The organism is Flavobacterium sp. CR10 (assembly GCF_055814415.1).
Map to the genome: position 1 here is coordinate 4,461,737 of NZ_CP185985.1, position 17,812 is coordinate 4,479,548.

Genomic DNA, 17,812 nt, shown 5'->3' on the forward strand with positions numbered 1-17,812 from the left:
TTATTATCACTTTTAAACTTGATTATTCTTCATCGTCCTCATCATATTCTTCATCATCATAAGACAGATAAGACCAATCAATATCAACAAGATCAAGAATGGCATCAAATCGTTCCTGATCGCTTGATCCAATAAAAGCTCCTGTGCAATTGTTTTCCTGATCGAATGACAAACTAATTACATCATAAAAATCATCTGTATATATCTTTTGATTTTCCCTGCTGATTTCGGGAACAAGCACATAGTTTTCTTCAACAAGTTTTACAATTCCAGAATCGATTTCTCCTAAATAATTTCCGTTAAATTGAAGTCCGCCCAAAGTCCCGTTGAAAACTGCCATCAGCAGAAAAAAGTTATCTGTTGTTTCAGTTTCTATTTCCCAATCCGATTTTTCTATTGTGTCGTAATTGCCATATACGGGCGGGTTTTCCTGTGATAAATCTTCTTTTTTAATTCCCCAAAAAGCGACGTTCTGATTTTCTTCGTAAAAAACCAGAAAATCATCATCAGAAAATCCGATCTCGTTTTCAGGTATCAAAAGTCTGTTAAAGCAGTAATTAAGGTTTTCTTCTTTTCCTAATTCTAAATAATATTCTTTGAGTTTTGAAGGAAGTTTTACGTTTAATGTTTTCTCAAGATCGAGAATCTGTTTTTCTGAAAATCCATAGTTTTCATTTTCAGATAGGTTGTAAAGGCGTTTAATTTTTTGAATATAATTCATCTGAGGCTTCTATTTTATGTAAAGCAAAAATAAACAATTAATTACACCTTGTAATGATAATCTCACTTTTAAAACAGAGGTAATTTTTAAAACCAACATGTATTTCCTAGTCATATTTTTTTGACTAATTGACTGGCAGCTAAATTCATTCGAAATTTGTATCAATTCAAAACCTCGAGAGTACCTTTTAAACATAACTATGAAAATACTATCGATACTATTAATCTTGATTTGCAGTGTAAGCTGCCAGTCACAAACGAATTCTAGAATGAGTGAAGAAAAAACAAATCCGCTATTATGCGATCCTGTGAATGGAATGTGCGAAATGCCTGCTGGCGAAAAAACGAATGCAAAAACAGCCATTCCTGTAGAAAATAAACCTGTTAAGATAATTTACTATACCGATCCCATTTGTTCTTCTTGTTGGGGAATTGAACCTCAGCTTAGAAAATTAAAACTGGAATACGGCGATTATTTCGAAATTGATTACCGAATGGGCGGTTTATTGCCTGATTGGAGCTATAACAGCGGCGGAATAAGCAAACCTTCTGACGTTGCGCATCATTGGGACGAGGCGAGTTTGTATTACGAAATGCCAATTGATGGAAATGTTTGGCTTGAAGATCCGTTAGATTCTTCTTATCCTTCCTGCATTGCCATGAAAGGAGCCCAAATGCAGAGTAAAGAAAAGGCTGTGAAATTTATGCGCATTCTTCGCGAAAAGCTATATCTAGATAAAAAGAATATTGCAAAATGGGAGAACATTGCAGAAGCTGCAAAAATTTCAGGTTTAGATGTTCAGAAACTAAAAGCAGATTATGATGACGCCGAAGAACTTTTCCAAGAAGATTTAAACTTAGCAAAAACTCTTGGCGTGCGTGGTTTTCCGACTTTATTTTTGGCTGATGCCGATAATAATCAATTAACAGTTTATGGTTCTAAACCTTATTCTTCTTACGAAAATGCCCTATTAACGTTGTTTCCAAAAGCAAAAAAGAAGAATATTAAAAATGAAAATCCGTTAGATTTATTCGAGATTTTCCCAACATTGGCTCCAAAAGAGTATGCTGTGATATTAGAAAAATCAACTTCTGAAGCGACTTCCATTTTAGAGAAATTATATCTGCAAGGTTTATTAGATAAAAAGACGATTAAAAATGGTTCTTTATATATTAGAAAATAATTTCTTAAATTATTAAAAACATGTTCCATCGGAACATTTCATTGGTAAAAAAAATAAATGAGATTGTTCATTTCGTCCTGTAGGGACGTTTGACATTATAAAAGTGGTTCTTTAAAAATGTATTGATAATCGAACTCTATTTCAAATGCTTTCAATAATTTTTGATACTCCTCTAAAAATGTTTCTTTTTTATGATGCTGTTCTTGATTTTGAATATATTGAATGACATTAGGCACATGGCTTATTGAATATGAAAATGCTCCGTAACCTTCTTGCCAAGAGAAATCTTGTGACAATTTTTGTTCTTTAATCCATTTGCTGGTTTCTGTTTTTACATTTTGAACCAACGCAGAAATAGATTGTGTGGGACGCATTCCTATAAAAATATGTATATGATCTGGCATGCTATTAATACATAACATTTTATGACTATTGGCTTGAATTATGCCCGTAATATATTGATGTAATTTGTCTTTCCACTCCTTTGCAATTAATGCTTTTCTGTATTTCACTGCAAATACAAATTGTATATGCAATTGTGTGTATGTATTTGCCATTACCAACCAAACGTTCCTACGGAACGAAAAAACATAATTAATTAAAGTTCTACCGATGAGATGTTCCTAACGGAACATTTCTTTTTTCACCAATACGAATTTTAAAAATAATCGCCTTTAATATGCCTTCTAAAAGTCTTTAGAGTATTATTTTAAGACAAAATGTTCGGAGGAAAGTTTTTTTCTGGAATAGAAAGAATTTGAAAAAATGTTCCGCTAGGAACATCTCATCGGTAGAAAAAAAATGTTTTTGGTGTTTCGTCCCGTAGGGACGTTTGATTGGTTTAAATCTCCCTCAAAATCAAATCGGCTACAACATCTATTGCCTGATCAATTATACTTTCTGGAGTCCCTTTAAATTCAAAACGTTTGGCAATTTGCTTTTCGCCAACAATGATATGGATAAAAATAGTTCCGACAGGTTTTGACTCGCTTTCGCTTCCTCCCGGTGTTGTTAATCCTGTTAAACCAACACAAATATCTGAATTGATATATCGGTAAAAGTTTTGTGCCATTAACTTGGTAACCTCAGCAGATTCGGCACTGTATTGCTCAATAGTTCCCCACGGAATATGCAATAAATCTTCTTTCATCGAAGAATGATAACATACTATTCCTCCTATGAGAATTCTTCCTGAATTAACAACTGTCGAAAACTCATAACACATTTTTCCTGCTGAAGCGCTTTCTGCAAATGATATTGTTAAGTTCTTTTCTATTAAACTCTGACAGCATGCGGTTACCTTATCTGACGCCATATTGATTTAAAATTTAATTATACATTAATTTCAACCTCAAATGTAGATTGTTCGAGCATAGTAAACTTACATAATTTCTTACAATATTTATATTATAAGTAACTGTTAATTATGCAACTATCGTTTATTTTTTTATAAGAACTTCCTTTTCATAACGCAGTAAATTTGTAAATACAGCTTTTTAAAGTCATTTAGTACAATCCGAAAAAATATAAAAGCCAAAATGCCATGACTTTTAAAAGCTACGATAAGACAATTACAGTAAACTGTAAAGAATTTGCAGGTCTTCTTTATGAAGATTCAATCTTGAAAAAAGTAATAATCTAAAAAATAGTATTATGGAAAAGCAACACAACCATGATTATGGTCAATTTGATCCTGATTATATCGAACAAAATACTCTCGTTGACGGAACTTACTCTAATGAAGACGAGTTTAAACAAGTTTTGAAAAAACATGACAATCGAGAATTTGGCGAAAGCGATCCTGATTATTATGAACAAAATACGCTGATTGACAATGACAATTATGCGCGTGATGAAGATCCGTATCAATATCAGGAAGAGTTTATTGAAGATCCTTCGCATCCAAAAGGAGATTTTGAACCGAATACAAATATCCGTTCAGAGAACATTCCGAATCAGGAAAGAATCATCAATGAAGATGATGCTATTACAAACGATGACACTGAAGATGATTTAAATGATGAATATGATCCTGATTTGGATTACGAAAATGATCTTGAAAATGACGTCGATCTGGATGAAGATGAAGAATTGGACGATTTTGATGCAGAACATTATCCAGAAAACCACCCTAGAGAATAGCAAAAATTATCGTAAATTGTAAAGTATTAAATTGATGACTATAGCAGTTCAAATTGTCTGGCTTTTTGTATTAGCAATTCCGATTGCTTGTATCAGCTGGACTGTCACACACGAAGAAATTTTTAGAGAACCGCATGAATGGTGTGTCAGACATTCTAAAAATGACAGATACATCCTATCCAGAAAGTTTTTTTATCTTCTCACATGTGAATATTGCTTTAGCCATTATGTTACAATTGCCTTTCTGATTATATGCGATTATAAACTTTTGTTAAATGATTGGAGAGGATATATTTTGGCAGGGTTTTCTCTGGTTTTTATGGCAAACGTTTACATGAGTCTTTTTGCTTTATTGCGTCAAGCGATAAAGAAAGAAAAGGTCGAAATTGAGAAAATTGAAAGTGAAACTGACACTGAAAACAGTAAAAATTAAAAAAATAACAAATAAGTATAATTAAAATTAATTGGCATTATGGAGAATTTGAATTTTATAGACCCATTATTACACGGAATTAAACCTGAAAGTAAACCATTAAATCTGTCAGTAAAACAAATGGTATGTGCTGGCGTTGGTGCTCTTTTAGCATCGGCAGTTTTGAAGAAAACGGGGCATCCAAAAATAAGTGCTGTTGTAGGAAGTCTTGCATTGCCAATTTTAGCATCGGCATGTTATAAAAAATATAGTCAGGTATCTAAAGATAAAATTGATGCTCAATCAAGCAGCGGTATCGAATACAATCACTAATCGTTTTAAACTATCATAAAAAAGAGCGCTTATTTTCTATAAGCGCTCTTTTTCTTTTTTTTGAGAAGATTTGGTTAAGAAATATTTCCTTCAACCCAATTTAATGCTTTATTAAAATCAACTTTTTTATATCCGCGAAACTCTCCCGGAACAATATAGCTGAAACCATTGGTGAAAGAAATGATTTCATCTGTATCAGTAACAATTGCTGCCCTATTCCATTTTCCAAGATTTTTCAAACCAAGAAGAGCATCTTGCAGCCACGCTCCCGCTGTAAAATTCTCAATATCGGTATCCAGAACCAATAAGAAATTAATCTCATTTGTCTGTTTTACCAAATGCTCAACGGCTGGAGCCACTGCAGTTACAAAATCATCTTTTGTCACTTCTGCCAATGCTCTAAAGGCAACAATATTATCTGTGGTATCGATTTGATGTATCATGATTTTTATACTTTTTGAGTTATTAATGATGTTTTTATTTGAGACATTTGAAAATGCAAAATTCTAATTCAAATTTACTTATTATCAACCAGATACAGATTACATTTAACTATTCGTTTATTATATTTTTTTAAGTTCTTTTTAAAGATACTAAGATTCTGAGATGCTAAGATTCTAAGTTTCTTTTTACAGCCTTAAATTTTATTAGTTAGAGAGGAAAAACTTTGGGTTAGATGCACTGCAGTGCATCTATACACTGCATGCAGAAAAAAACTTAGAATCTTAGCATCTCAGAACCTTAGCATCTAAAAAAAAAGCCTGCTTTTTTTTGAAAACAGGCTTTTTGAAAAAAAATAAAAAATAAACTAACACACAAACTTTAAAGTTTTTAAGTGACAAAGTTTTTTAATTGCTAAAAAATTCATTGTTAATATTTAGTGCTAGATTTAGTGCCTTTGCACCTCTGTCACTTTGTTACTCTAAAAAACAAACTTAATTATATCCTTGATTTTGTTTGAATTCTTTTGTCACGTCAATTGTTGACTGCGGTATTGGGAAAACTCTTCTGTAAGGTTGCGAAGCGGCTTTTGCTGTTCCGGCAAGATCAAATTTCCCGAAACGGATCATCTGCGGTCTTCTGTATAATTCCCAATACAATTCAAAACCAATTTCATTGTATAAAACTGTTTGATCAATTGCAGTCAAAGCTTTTCCTGGTGTACTTCCAAATAAAGATTCTCTTTTTCTGTTTGTACGCAATTTGTTCAAATCATCCATTGCAGCACCAGTATTTCCTTTTCTAAAATAAGCTTCGGCTCTCATGGTATAAATTCCTCCTAAACGGAATAATGGAATATCAACATTACTGTTTCCGTTTCCTCCTTCTGGATCAAATTCATATTTAAAAACACGTGCTCCTTGATTGATTTCGTTTTGAGCAAAAACTGCTTGAGCTGGATTTTTGAAGGTTAAAGAAGGCGTAAAATCCATTCTCGTTGTTGTGCTTTTTTCCATGTATAACGGAGAAACTTTTATACGTCCGTTAACCATTTCCAATGAACCAGATGACAATAAGATTGGTCCATATTGTGGTCCATACTGAATTCCTCTATTAAAATGAAACCAAGGCAAATTGGCACTTTTCGGTACAATATCAGTTGCTGGAACACTAATATCTGTTCCATCATTCATAAACCATGTTCCATCAGTATATTGATATTTTTGCTGAAATCTCGGATCGTCATGATTCCCATCCCATGTTGCAAAAAACTCAGGAGTTGTACAAGCCGCATTGGTTCCTCTATTTGCAGCAGAAGTTCTCTGGTTGCGCTCCATACACACATAAGCAAAACTGTTTGAACCGTTTCTGATATAATCAATCTTCTGAGAAATAGCAAAAATCAATTCTTTTCCTTTGTCATTGTCTCTTGCGAAGTTTTTGAAATAATCACTTTCTAAAGAATATTTTCCAGAATCAATCAGCAAAGAAGTATAATAAATTACACGATCCATATCTGTTCCTGTACCCGTTGCAGCAGCTTCAGTAAAATTAAAGGTTGAAGATGCATTAAAACGATCTTTAAAAACAGCACGATTCAAATACATCTGCGCTAAAAATCCATACGCTGCTTCTTTTGTAAATCTACCGTGATGCGTTTGCTGTGTTCCCATTTCTGCCAAATCTGGCAGTAAAGCTTCAACATCTTTTATCAATTGATCGATTTGCGTATCGGCTTTTAAAATCTGTAAAGGCGCATTTGGATTCATCGGATCTCTGTAAGGCGCTTGTCCGTACAAATCTAAAGTGGTATATAAATAATACGCTAAAAGTCCTTTCGCTTCTGCTAAAAACAATTTCTTCTCTGGAATTGAACTTTCTTCAACCGATTGAATAGCTGTTAATGAACGTGTAATTCCGTTTGTCAATTTATTCCAGTTATCTACCACAATGGCATTATCCGATTTCCAACTAAACTCATGCATGTCTCTCCATTTTCCTCCGTCTCCCCAGTCACTTCCGCGAGTTGGCAGGATAGCCTCATCTGTCGTATATTCTTGTAAAGAGAAAACACCGCCATGATCTACAAAAGTTCCATCTCCCAAACGGTCATAAGCTGCAGCCAAAGCTCCAGCTGGGTTTGAAGCGTCTTCTCCTAAAACCTCATCCAGAACAACTTCGTCAAGATTGGTACAGCTTGCAAAAAGCCATATAAAAGAGAATATTGCTAATGTTTTAATATTAAAAATTGTATTTGTCTTCATAATAATTATAGTTTTAAAGTTGCTCCAAAACTGAATGTTCTAGAAGTTGGATAACTCGCATAATCGATACCGATAGATTGATTTCCTCCGTTTGATTTCGGACTGTTGATTAACGGATCGTAACCTGTATAATTGGTAATCGTAATTAAGTTTTGACCTGTAACATAAAGCGTTAATCCGTTGATCCAGTTTAATCCTTTTAAGTCAAAATTGTAACCAATACGAGCTGTATTCAATCGGATAAAATCTGATTTTTCTAAGAATAAAGTTGACAAGATTGGAGAGTTTGCAGGATTTGCTCCAGACTCATAATAACCCGTTGCCACGTTACGGTCTGATGCAAGGTTATTGATATTTAATGCATTTAAACCTGTGTTGTTCAACAAATAACCTCCCGTTTGCCCGATGATAGAAAATGAGAATGTAAAGTTTTTGTATCTCATATCACTATTAAATCCGTAATAGAAAGTTGGTAAAGCTCCTTCAATAATAATTCTGTCACTATTGTCAATTTTACCGTCTCCGTTTTGGTCTTTAAAGATGTTTGCTCCATTTGCATCAAAACCAATATGTTCTAACAAATAGAATGATCCAGCTGCGTATCCGCTTTTGTAGATATTCGCATTTACACCCGATTGTCCAGGACCAGAAATTGTTCCTGTCAAAATTTCTGAAACCGGAAGATCTTCAATTTTATTATGAAGCGTTGCTCCGTTCATATCAATATTCCAAGAGAAATTCTTCGTGTCCACAATTTTTGAACCTAACATAAACTCGATACCTTTATTGATGATTTTACCGTCAATATTCGTCCAAATTGTAGTCGTTGGGCTCAAAGCTTGAGAAGGAACATTTAAAATCGCATCGGTAGTCGTTTTATTGAAATAATCTAATGTTCCGTACAATTTATCATTCCATAAATTGAAATCTAAACCAACGTTGTATTGCGTTACAACTTCCCATTTCAAATCAGGATTTGGCGTTCTGTTTACCGAAACTCCGTTCACTAGATTTAAATCATCGTATAAATAATATCCATCAGCTCCAGATAAAGAGTAGCTTGCTTGCGTAATTTTGTTTTCAACTTCTTGGTTTCCTGTCTGTCCCCAGCTCGCTCTTAGTTTTAAATTGTTTAATGTCGAAGAATCTTTTAAGAAACTTTCATTCGCAATATTCCATCCTAAGGCAAATGATGGGAAATAACCATATTTATTATTTTTACCAAAACGAGTAGAACCATCACCTCTCATAGAAGCTGTTAAAAGATATCTGTTATCAAAACTGTAATTCAATCTTCCAAAATAAGACTGCAATTCGTTTTCCTGCGCATAACCTGTTGTTCCAGATTGTGTGCCTTTAAAGCCAGGATTAATTGAAGGTGGAACTCCCTCGCCTTGATTTGCGATTCCGTCAATGCTAAAACTTGTACCCGATCTTTCAAATTTTTGGTATGAGAAACCTCCTAAAGCTTCAATTTTATGTTTATCTAAATTCAAATTGTAAGTTAGATAATGCTCAACTAAAGAGTTTTTAGAATCTAAATTATTCTGAACATATTTCCCTTTTGGATTCAAATCGGTTAAGTTTGGAAAAATGGTTGTGTTTCTCTCCGCCATCGAACGATCGACACCAATGTTCAATTTATATTCTAATCCGTCAATAATTCTAAGAGACGCTTCTAAGTTTCCTAAAACTCTCAACGTTCTAGTCTGGTCTTGGTAAATGCTCAACAAATATGCTGGATTGTAATGCGCATTCATATTGAAGTTGGTATAATTTCCATTGGCATCAAAAACAGAACGTGTCGGGTTTGCCATTAAAGTATGCACAATCAATTGTCCGTTAGAACCACCGTCATCACTTGTTGGAACTCCATCATCTTTAGTTTCACTCGCCGTAAGATTCATTTTTACTTTCAAACGTTTGTTATCTAAAAACGATTCTGCCGCATTGATTCTTCCAGAAAGACGTTTGAAATTACTGTTGCGAACCACACCTTCCTGATCCATTTGCGCAATCGAAGCATAGTAGTTTCCAGATTCTGTCTGTTTAGAAAAAGAAAGCGAATTGTTTGTTGTAATAGCTGTTCTGTAAATTACATCTTGCCAATCTGTATTTCCACCGTGATCAAACGCTTTATCTTTAATGGCATTTCTATATTCGCTTGCGCTTAAAACGTCAAGTTTGTTAGCCACAGTTGCAACTCCAGTATAAGTATCAAAAGTTAATGTTCCTTCGCCTTTAGAACCTTTTTTAGTCGTTACCAAAACCACTCCGTTAGATCCTCTCGCTCCATAAATTGCAGAAGCCGATGCATCTTTCAAAACCGTAATCGATTCGATATCGCTTGTATTCAAAAAGTTCAATGGATTTTTAGCCGAAGAAGTTCCAAATCCAACATTACTTCCCGACGGACTCACATCATCATTAGACAAAGGCACACCGTCTACAACAAACAAAGGCGTACTTCCGCTTCTGATAGATCCAACTCCACGAATGGTCACGTTTACTCCCGCTCCTGGCTCACCGCTTGTATTTACAACACGCACACCAGCCACTTTTCCCTGCATTAAATTATCTACAGAAACATTTACACCTTGTTTAAAGTTTCCTGCTTCCAACTGCGTAACCGCACCAGTAACGTCTTTTTTAGATTGTTTTCCGTAACCTACAACCAAAACTTCATTTAATTCCGCTGTATTTGGATCTAATTGAATCGTCATAAAACCAGTTTGTACGGCAACTGTTTTAGTTTTATAACCCATATAAGAAATGTCAATCGTTTTTCCTTCCCCAACTGTAATTTCAAATTCTCCATCGAAATTAGTTACCGTTGAATTTGACGAACTTGTTTCTGTAATTGTTGCTCTAGGAATCGGCAGTTTATTTTCATCGACCACTTTTCCTTTTACTTTAATTCTGTCAACCGCTTTAGTATTAACTGCTTTTGGCGCAGCTGTTTTTTGAATTAAAATCAATTTTCCGTTAATGTTATAATTGAAATTTGCTTTTTGCGAAAGATCATTCAAAATCGCCGTAATAGACTCATTGCTATAATTTACCGCATAAGCTGTGTTATCAGCAATTACAGCTTGTCCGTAGCTAAATTTGTAATCGGTTTGTTGTGTTAATTTTGAAAAAATAGAAACAAGGGTAGCTTTTTCTATTTTATTTGCTACTTTTGACTCTTTTAGCAAATTAGTTTTACTATAACCGCTCTGAAAGGCTAGTAAAGCTAGAACTAAAAAGACAAAACTCTTTAGATTTAAATAAGAAGGTTTAAAATACATGATTTAAGTAATTGTTTTTACGATGCTTAATTATTAATAGCAGTTGTTCCCGCAACTGCTTTTTTTGTTTTTAATCCACTTTTACTATTTCGCCATAAACTTTGAATTTTAGGTTTGTGATATAATTTATTTGTTCCAAAACATTTTCTAATGTCGCGTCCTTCTTGATGAATACCGTTAACGGCGTTGCTAATACGTGTTTGTCATCATACTCAAATGAAACTCCGTATTTATATTGTAAAATGGCAATTACTTGTTTTAAAGTAGTTTGTTCCAACGTTACATCTTCATTATACCAATTGATCAAAAAAGCTTTATCAGCCATTTGTTTGGTCAATTTTTGAGACTCAAATAAAGCTTCCTGATTCGGCATTAAATCAACACTCTGCCCTTTTCCAGAAACATTTACTTTTCCGGTTACTACGATTACCTTACAGTTTAATTTTGATAATTGAATGTGAAATGAAGTTCCCACAACTCTGGTTTTTATTTCGCCAGAATGAATAATAAAAGGGTGCTGTTTGTCTTTGGCAACCTCAAAAAACGCATTTCCTTTTAGTAAGGAAACCGTTCTTTGATCGCCTTCAAATTTTTCAGGATACTGAAATGATGAGTTTGCTGCCAGATAAATTTTCGAACCGTCACTTAATTGGATAGATTTGGGAATCGATGACGTTTTAAATGTGATTTGTTTTTGGTTTAAAACATTTGGTCTCAAGAAAAATCCTAAACCAAGCAGAAAAAGAATACTGGCAGCAGCTATATATTTTAAATAAGGACGGAAAGATCTTTTCTTTCCAATTCTTAATTGAATTTCTTCATAGATATTTTGAGATTCGATTTCTGGGTTTCCCATAAAATCATTATCCCATTTTGAATTCTGATATTCGCTAAAGGCAAAATCATTCAATAAATTTTCTTCTGCCAATGAAGTTTTTCCTCGCGAACTTTTATCCAGCAGATATTCTAAACTATGTTTGATTCTTTTTATCATAAATACTTATTGTTATGAATAAGTACCAGAAACCACAAATCGTACTATCGCCAAATATTATGAAAACATCAAGCGAAAGTTATTTTAAAATTTTTGATTGAAAATAAGGAATGGAGCCAGCCAAGCCAAGTCTTTTAAGCCTTCGCGAAGTTGTTTCACCGCAGATGAAATTTGATTTTTTACGGTTTGTTTAGAAATTCCAAGTTCTTCTGCAATCTGGTCGATTGTCATATCTTGAAATTTATACATCAGCAAAACTTCTTTTCTTTTTTCTGGAAGTTTGTCTAACAGAGAATAAAGTAAATCCATCACTTCTGGATCTATTGTCGAAAAATTATCTATAATGTAGTCTTCAAATTTTTCTTCTAAAATCGTCTTATCAAAACGATTGTTCTGATAATGTTTGAAAACCTGATTCTTTACGGCGCGAAACAAAAAAGGTTCAATCGCATGAATATTCAGCTCTTCTTTTCTCTCCCATAAATCAACAAAAACATCCTGAACAATGTTCTGTGCCAAGTCTTTGTCCTGAGTCATCGTATAAGAAAATGCGTTGAGCTTTTTCCAATATTGGTTATACGTTTGTTCAAAAATTTCAGGATTATTCATACGGCAATTACAGGCTTTTTAATATCGTAAAATAAGGAAATGAAACTCCAATACTTTTTGCGTCAATGTTATGTTTAAATTAAAAAATAAACACATTTGATGTAGAAATACTACTTTTTTCAAGCAGAAATAGGAATGCCTTTGCGATTTCTTTTTTTTAATCTAACATCAAAATCGAGCATGACATTTAATTTAGTGACTTTCAAAAAATGGAATTTTCTTTTGATGCGTCCCAGTCAAACATTAATTACATTTTAGAATCATGAAACCATTTTTATTCACTTTATTATTTGCCAGTACTTTAAATTTAAGTGCTCAAATGCAAAACGACAATCTGAAAATTAACCAGCTTCAGGTTATCGGATCGCATAACAGTTATCGTCACGCGATTGAAACTGACTTATACAATCTTATTCAGGCTAGAGATACTTCTCGTTCGCTTAAAGGTTTACAATACACTCACATTAGCATTACCGATCAATTAAACAAAGGCTTGCGAAATCTGGAAATTGATATTTTTGCTGACGCGAAAGGCGGAAAATATGCACACCCGAAAGGTTTGGATATTGCTAAATCTGAAGAAGCTTACGACCCAAACGGATTAATGAAAAAAACAGGTTTCAAGGTTTTTCATATGCCAGATATCGATTTTAGAACTTCTTGCTATACTTTCGAAATCTGTCTTCAGGAATTGAAAAAATGGTCAGACGCCAATCCGAATTACGTTCCTGTTTTCATCACTTTAGAACCAAAAGATGGCGATGCCAATTTCTTCGGAACAAAACCAGAAGATTTTACTGTTGCTGTTTTTGACGAAATGGACAAAGTAATCCGTAAAGAATTAGGAAAAGACAAATTGATTACGCCAGACATGGTTCGCGGAAAATATAAAACACTCGAAGAAGCAGTATTAAACAACAATTGGCCAACCCTAAAAGAAGCAAAAGGAAGATTTTTATTCTTATTAGATAACAACGGCGCAAAAAGAGATTTGTACGCATTGAATCATCCGTCCCTTAAGGGACGCGCCGTTTTTATTAACGCCGAACCAGGAAAACCTGAAGCAGCAGCTTTGTTCAGAAACAATTCTGAAGATCCGCAAATCGAAGAATTAGTTAAAAAAGGCTATTTAATAAGAACTAGAGCCGATTCAGATACAAAAGAAGCCCGTAAAAACGATTATTCTCATTTTGAAGCCGCTAAAAAATCAGGCGCGCAAATCATCACAACCGATTATTATCTGCCAAGCACTTTCTTTAATTCTCCTTATCAAATTAAATATGATGATGGAAGTTATGTTAGAAATAATCCTGTAAACGTACCTTAAATTTTTTTCTTAACCGCAAAGTTCGCAAAGCTTTGTGAACTTATTTATTTTATAAATCATACTTAAAATCTTTGCGTTCTCTGCGAGAAACCTTTGCGTTCTTTGCGGTAAAAAACAAAACCTATGAATTCAAAATTTACGATAATAGCTCTTTTTATTTTTTTCAATTATACGATTTCAGCACAAAAAGTAAAAAACCTCAACAGAACGCAAATCGCATTTCTTTCAGATGTACATCTACAGGATTTATTCGGCAGTTTTTCAGACTCTGATTACAAAGGCGTTTTGAATCCGAAAACGGGGCAATATACCTTATTGCGAACCATGTCATCTCAGCTACATTCTACACGAATTTTCAATGAAAACTATTTTGCATTTATAGCCGCTTTAGAAGATATCGCAAAGCGAAAAATCAAATACGTGGCGCTTCCCGGAGATTATACTGATGACGGACAACCAATTCACGTTCGCGGATTAGCCACAATATTAGAACAATACACCAAAAAATACGGAATAGAATTCTTCATCACCACAGGAAATCACGATCCAGTTGGGCCTTTTGCTCAAGAATCTGGAAAAGAAGATTTCTTAGGAAATGATGGTAAAAGTCAGCCCATTTTTAGCAAAGACGGCCTTTATAAGCCCAATTTAAACATCGAACAGCCAGTAGTTGTCACAGCCGATATTGCTAAAATGGGTTATTTAGGAATTACAGATCAGCTTCATGATTTTGGTTTTCATCCGAATAAAAAATACAAATTCTGGTCTACTCCATTTTCTTCTTATACAAGTAAAAACTATACATTTGAAAAGGCTTTAGAAAGCGCTAAATTGGCAAATCGTGTGTATGAAGTAGCGCCAGGTTATGAAGTTCCAGATGTTAGTTATGTCGTAGAACCTATCGACGGACTTTGGCTAATGGCTATTGACGGAAATGTTTATATGCCGAAAAAAAATGCTTCTGCTGAAAAAGATTCTAAGAATTACAATGAAGCTAGTACAGGTTACAATAATGTGCTTTCTAACAAAAAACATCTCATAAAATGGGTTGAAACGATTTCGGCGGAAGCCAAAAAACAAGGAAAAACCTTGATCTCTTTCAGCCATTTCCCTATGATTGATTTTAATGATGATGCCTCGGTAGAAATAAAAGAATTACTCGGTCCAAACAAATGGCAGTTAAATCGTGTTCCTGTCGAAGAAGTAGCACAAGTTTTTGCAGATGCGGGATTAAAAATTCATTTTGGCGGACATATGCATATCAACGATACGGGTGTGAGAACTTCTGCAAAAGGAAATACTTTGGTTAATATTCAGACGCCGTCGCTTGCGGCTTATATTCCAGCTTATAAATTATTGACTTTCAAAAAAGATAATCTTGTAGATATTCAAACTATTACTATTGATGATGTTCCGAGATACAACGAACTTTTTGATTTGTATAAAATGGAATATCAGTTTTTGGAAAGTCAGAACGCACAAGACATTTGGAATATCGATATTTTAAAAACAAAAAACTATCATGATTTTACCGATTTTCATTTGAAAGAATTAGTTCGCCTTAGATTCTTAAAAGACGATTGGCCTTCTGCTTTCAAAGATTTTATATTGAATGTTTCTGCAAAAGATTTGCTAGTTTTAGCCAATATGCAATCGGATAAAGATTTTGATTTTATTCTTAAAAACAAAGATCAATTTCAAAAACAATGGAATGAAGCTGAAGCTAAATCAGAAAAAGTTCTAGCTAAAAACAATCTCAAAAAAGAAAACTTTAATTGGACTGGCTACGATCTTCTAGTAGATTTTTATCGATTTAGAAGTGCAGATGAATTGGCTTTAGCCGATGTTGGAATTGAAAGAGCAAAAGAATATAAAGTCTTGTCTCATTTATTTTTAGAAGATTCAAAAACTGATCTTTCAAAAGATAATCCGTTGCAAAAACAGATGAAATTATTTCTTATCATCTTCAATAAATTCATGCACGAAGTTCCAGCAGATCATTTTACAGTTGATTTGAAAAATGGTGAAGTTAAAAGCTTGAAATAACTTTGTAATTTAACCGCAAAGAGCGCAAAGTTTTTTTATTATTTGAATACGCTTAAAAACGCAAAGTTCGCAAAGCTATATGGATAAAGCTTTGCGAACTTTTCATTTTATAAAAATTTAGCTCAAAAAAAACTTAGCGCTCTTTGCGTAAACCTTAGCGCTCTTTGCGGTAAAAAAAAAGCCATCATTTCTGACAGCCTTTATCACATTAAAACCTAAAATTTAATGTATCTAAAACCATTATGGCAAATGGGTTATGATTATTTTTTAATAAAACGTCTTACCGTTTTGATTCCGTTTTTCTCAACTGAAATCAGATAAATTCCTGTTTTTAAAGTAGAAACATCAATACTGTTATTGTTTACAGTTTGAGAAAAAACAGTTGCACCACCTTCTGTGTTGATGACATTTACATTTCCGCCAGAAACCTCTGTGCTAAAGAAAAGCTGACTTTCAGTTGGGTTCGGATAAACTTCTAAACTCGCAATGGATTGTTCTGTAGTTGGCGCAGCTGTTCTTGCCGTTGAGCCCGATTTTGTTATTCTAAACCAATTGATATTAAAACCAGTATTTTGAACATAAATTCCAAAATTGTACGTTCCTGCATTTACGTTTACGGTTTGCGTAATGGTCTGCCAGTTTTGCCATCCTCCTGTATTTGGAACATTTATGGCGCCAAGCTGAATCGTCCCTGCATTTAAATCTGATGATAATCTACCTCCTGTAACCGCACTTGAAACGCGATATTCTATTTGATAAGAACCAGAAGTTGGAAAATTAATATTGTAATACGCCATCCAGTCGCCTGTATCGCAATATCCAACGTTTAAACCTCCACCTGTATCAGTTGTTGCTTCGGTTTGAACTCCGCTCATCGTATTGTAATTTTCAGCTTGAATTAAAGTTCCTGTTCCTGGAGAAGTACCTCCAGTAATTACCTGATTAATGGCATTTAACAAAGATTTTGTTCCTGTTGCATCCTGAGACAATTCCCAAATCATAACTCCGCCTGCGTTCTGAATCGCAAAAGTTGTTTTTTGTTTGATGGTTGGAATTCCGTTATAATAAATTGTATTTCCAACCTGATCCAAGTTTTCAGCTCCTGGATATTGAGCTACAATATTCGCATAAGAAATTCCCTGATTGGCAGAAGCGCCAAAACCATAGCCATAAAACGGAAGTCCTATAATGGCTTTGCTTGCTGGCAATCCTCTTCCTGTCCAATAATTGAACTGATTTACTGCCATACTGTAAGGAGAATGCTGACCCGGATTGTTTGGCGCCCAAGGCCCAGTTGCATCATAAGCCATGATATTGATCCAGTCATAAGCCGCAAAAGTTGATGAAGGTACATTGGCACCACCATATCCTTCTGAAAGCGCTGCTGAAATCAATTTTCCATTAGCATGCAATTTATTAGCCAAAGCGATTACAAATCCGCCGTAATCTCCATTAATTGCAGGACCTTCCAAATCAACATCTACTCCATCAAAATTATGAGCCACAACGTAATCGTAGATTTTCTGGATAAAAGCCGTTCTGTTGGCTGGCGTAATCAGATTAAAATAATTGTCACGAATTGCTCCGCCTTCTGAAACAGAACCTCCTCCAAGCGATACAAATACTTTTACGTTTTGGGCGTGCGCCGCATTGATAATGGCATTACTTCCTGAATTAAAGCTTAAATAACCATTAGCATCAGGATTTTCGAACGCAATATTAATATGCGTCAATTTACTGTACTGGATTGTGCTTGAAAAGGCATTCAAATCTATCCAATTGGGAACATAAGCTATTACTTTCTTTTGTGCCGAAACTAAATTAAAAGCACCCAACACTAAAATAATCATGCATTTCTGCAGCATTCTTCGGTAATTGTTTTTCATAATAATTGTTTTAATAGATTAATAAACTCGTAAACATGGGACGGTTATTTGAGTTAAATATTTCTGATTTTAGATTTCAGACTTTAGATTTTTGATTTGATCTATAATTTAATTTCGCAGAACTAACACTACGTAAATTATGATCTAAATCTAAAGCCTGAGAT

At 34.1% G+C, this 17,812-nt stretch carries 15 protein-coding genes; 6 read left to right on the plus strand and 9 right to left on the minus strand.

What is annotated here, in order from left to right; translation table 11 throughout:
* Positions 1-22: 22 nt before the first annotated feature.
* On the minus strand, positions 23-721 hold the full coding sequence (locus ACNRYB_RS18820; RefSeq protein WP_473728322.1) for an SMI1/KNR4 family protein: 699 nt from the start codon (positions 719-721) through the stop codon (positions 23-25).
* A 268-nt stretch (positions 722-989) separates the two neighbouring features.
* On the opposite strand from ACNRYB_RS18820, the gene ACNRYB_RS18825 reads away from it, so the two are divergent.
* A complete protein-coding gene (locus ACNRYB_RS18825; RefSeq protein WP_473728323.1) occupies positions 990-1,904 on the plus strand; it encodes a DsbA family protein in 915 nt (304 codons plus the stop codon).
* A gap of 95 nt (positions 1,905-1,999) precedes the next feature.
* Here the strand turns inward: ACNRYB_RS18825 and tnpA are convergent, their stop codons facing one another.
* Together tnpA and ACNRYB_RS18835 are read right to left on the minus strand one after the other, a co-directional pair.
* The gene (tnpA, locus tag ACNRYB_RS18830) at positions 2,000-2,461 is read right to left on the minus strand and encodes an IS200/IS605 family transposase (RefSeq protein ID WP_473728324.1); all 462 of its coding nucleotides are present in this window, start codon (positions 2,459-2,461) and stop codon (positions 2,000-2,002) included.
* A gap of 284 nt (positions 2,462-2,745) precedes the next feature.
* Positions 2,746-3,219, minus strand: coding sequence for a CinA family protein (locus ACNRYB_RS18835; RefSeq protein WP_473728325.1), 474 nt, complete (start codon positions 3,217-3,219; stop codon positions 2,746-2,748).
* 338 nt (positions 3,220-3,557) lie between these two features.
* Between ACNRYB_RS18835 and ACNRYB_RS18840 the strand changes: the two genes are divergently transcribed.
* The 3 genes from ACNRYB_RS18840 to ACNRYB_RS18850 are packed head-to-tail and all read left to right on the plus strand — an operon-like array spanning position 3,558 to position 4,791.
* Positions 3,558-4,046, plus strand: coding sequence for a hypothetical protein (locus tag ACNRYB_RS18840; protein ID WP_473728326.1), 489 nt, complete (start codon positions 3,558-3,560; stop codon positions 4,044-4,046).
* A 34-nt stretch (positions 4,047-4,080) separates the two neighbouring features.
* Complete coding sequence (locus ACNRYB_RS18845) at positions 4,081-4,479, plus strand: hypothetical protein (protein WP_129748149.1); 399 nt, start codon at positions 4,081-4,083, stop codon at positions 4,477-4,479.
* Between the two features lie 39 nt (positions 4,480-4,518).
* Positions 4,519-4,791 carry a PrgI family protein gene (locus ACNRYB_RS18850; protein WP_129748150.1) on the plus strand — a complete coding sequence of 91 codons (273 nt, stop codon included), beginning with the start codon at positions 4,519-4,521 and terminating at the stop codon, positions 4,789-4,791.
* Positions 4,792-4,865: 74 nt separating this feature from the next.
* On the opposite strand, the gene ACNRYB_RS18855 is transcribed toward ACNRYB_RS18850, so the two are convergent.
* The 5 genes from ACNRYB_RS18855 to ACNRYB_RS18875 form a co-directional block, all read right to left on the minus strand.
* Positions 4,866-5,234 carry a SpoIIAA family protein gene (locus tag ACNRYB_RS18855; RefSeq protein ID WP_129748151.1) on the minus strand — a complete coding sequence of 123 codons (369 nt, stop codon included), beginning with the start codon at positions 5,232-5,234 and terminating at the stop codon, positions 4,866-4,868.
* 492 nt (positions 5,235-5,726) lie between these two features.
* Positions 5,727-7,496 (minus strand): RagB/SusD family nutrient uptake outer membrane protein, encoded by a 1,770-nt coding sequence (locus ACNRYB_RS18860; protein ID WP_473728327.1) that lies wholly within the window; start codon positions 7,494-7,496, stop codon positions 5,727-5,729.
* Positions 7,497-7,501: 5 nt separating this feature from the next.
* The gene (locus ACNRYB_RS18865; protein WP_473728328.1) at positions 7,502-10,786 is read right to left on the minus strand and encodes a SusC/RagA family TonB-linked outer membrane protein; all 3,285 of its coding nucleotides are present in this window, start codon (positions 10,784-10,786) and stop codon (positions 7,502-7,504) included.
* 70 nt (positions 10,787-10,856) lie between these two features.
* Positions 10,857-11,780, minus strand: a complete 924-nt coding sequence (locus tag ACNRYB_RS18870) for a FecR family protein (RefSeq protein ID WP_473728329.1) — start codon at positions 11,778-11,780, stop codon at positions 10,857-10,859.
* 84 nt (positions 11,781-11,864) lie between these two features.
* Complete coding sequence (locus ACNRYB_RS18875; RefSeq protein ID WP_343706770.1) at positions 11,865-12,389, minus strand: RNA polymerase sigma-70 factor; 525 nt, start codon at positions 12,387-12,389, stop codon at positions 11,865-11,867.
* A gap of 262 nt (positions 12,390-12,651) precedes the next feature.
* On the opposite strand from ACNRYB_RS18875, the gene ACNRYB_RS18880 reads away from it, so the two are divergent.
* Both ACNRYB_RS18880 and ACNRYB_RS18885 read left to right on the plus strand, forming a co-directional pair.
* Complete coding sequence (locus tag ACNRYB_RS18880) at positions 12,652-13,716, plus strand: phosphatidylinositol-specific phospholipase C1-like protein (RefSeq protein ID WP_473728330.1); 1,065 nt, start codon at positions 12,652-12,654, stop codon at positions 13,714-13,716.
* A gap of 123 nt (positions 13,717-13,839) precedes the next feature.
* Positions 13,840-15,762: a metallophosphoesterase gene (locus tag ACNRYB_RS18885; protein WP_473728331.1), complete on the plus strand. Its 1,923-nt coding sequence runs from the start codon at positions 13,840-13,842 to the stop codon at positions 15,760-15,762.
* A gap of 260 nt (positions 15,763-16,022) precedes the next feature.
* On the opposite strand, the gene ACNRYB_RS18890 is transcribed toward ACNRYB_RS18885, so the two are convergent.
* Positions 16,023-17,648, minus strand: a complete 1,626-nt coding sequence (locus ACNRYB_RS18890; RefSeq protein ID WP_473728332.1) for a glycosyl hydrolase family 18 protein — start codon at positions 17,646-17,648, stop codon at positions 16,023-16,025.
* Positions 17,649-17,812: the final 164 nt, after the last annotated feature.

Bases quoted from the DNA above. Each gene is read 5' to 3' on its own strand.
- ACNRYB_RS18820 (WP_473728322.1), bottom strand. From the start codon at position 721: ATGAATTATATTCAAAAAATTAAACGCCTTTACAACCTATCTGAAAAT.
- ACNRYB_RS18825 (WP_473728323.1), top strand. From the start codon at position 990: ATGAGTGAAGAAAAAACAAATCCGCTATTATGCGATCCTGTGAATGGA.
- tnpA (WP_473728324.1), bottom strand. From the start codon at position 2,461: ATGGCAAATACATACACACAATTGCATATACAATTTGTATTTGCAGTG.
- ACNRYB_RS18835 (WP_473728325.1), bottom strand. From the start codon at position 3,219: ATGGCGTCAGATAAGGTAACCGCATGCTGTCAGAGTTTAATAGAAAAG.
- ACNRYB_RS18840 (WP_473728326.1), top strand. From the start codon at position 3,558: ATGGAAAAGCAACACAACCATGATTATGGTCAATTTGATCCTGATTAT.
- ACNRYB_RS18845 (WP_129748149.1), top strand. From the start codon at position 4,081: ATGACTATAGCAGTTCAAATTGTCTGGCTTTTTGTATTAGCAATTCCG.
- ACNRYB_RS18850 (WP_129748150.1), top strand. From the start codon at position 4,519: ATGGAGAATTTGAATTTTATAGACCCATTATTACACGGAATTAAACCT.
- ACNRYB_RS18855 (WP_129748151.1), bottom strand. From the start codon at position 5,234: ATGATACATCAAATCGATACCACAGATAATATTGTTGCCTTTAGAGCA.
- ACNRYB_RS18860 (WP_473728327.1), bottom strand. From the start codon at position 7,496: ATGAAGACAAATACAATTTTTAATATTAAAACATTAGCAATATTCTCT.
- ACNRYB_RS18865 (WP_473728328.1), bottom strand. From the start codon at position 10,786: ATGTATTTTAAACCTTCTTATTTAAATCTAAAGAGTTTTGTCTTTTTA.
- ACNRYB_RS18870 (WP_473728329.1), bottom strand. From the start codon at position 11,780: ATGATAAAAAGAATCAAACATAGTTTAGAATATCTGCTGGATAAAAGT.
- ACNRYB_RS18875 (WP_343706770.1), bottom strand. From the start codon at position 12,389: ATGAATAATCCTGAAATTTTTGAACAAACGTATAACCAATATTGGAAA.
- ACNRYB_RS18880 (WP_473728330.1), top strand. From the start codon at position 12,652: ATGAAACCATTTTTATTCACTTTATTATTTGCCAGTACTTTAAATTTA.
- ACNRYB_RS18885 (WP_473728331.1), top strand. From the start codon at position 13,840: ATGAATTCAAAATTTACGATAATAGCTCTTTTTATTTTTTTCAATTAT.
- ACNRYB_RS18890 (WP_473728332.1), bottom strand. From the start codon at position 17,648: ATGAAAAACAATTACCGAAGAATGCTGCAGAAATGCATGATTATTTTA.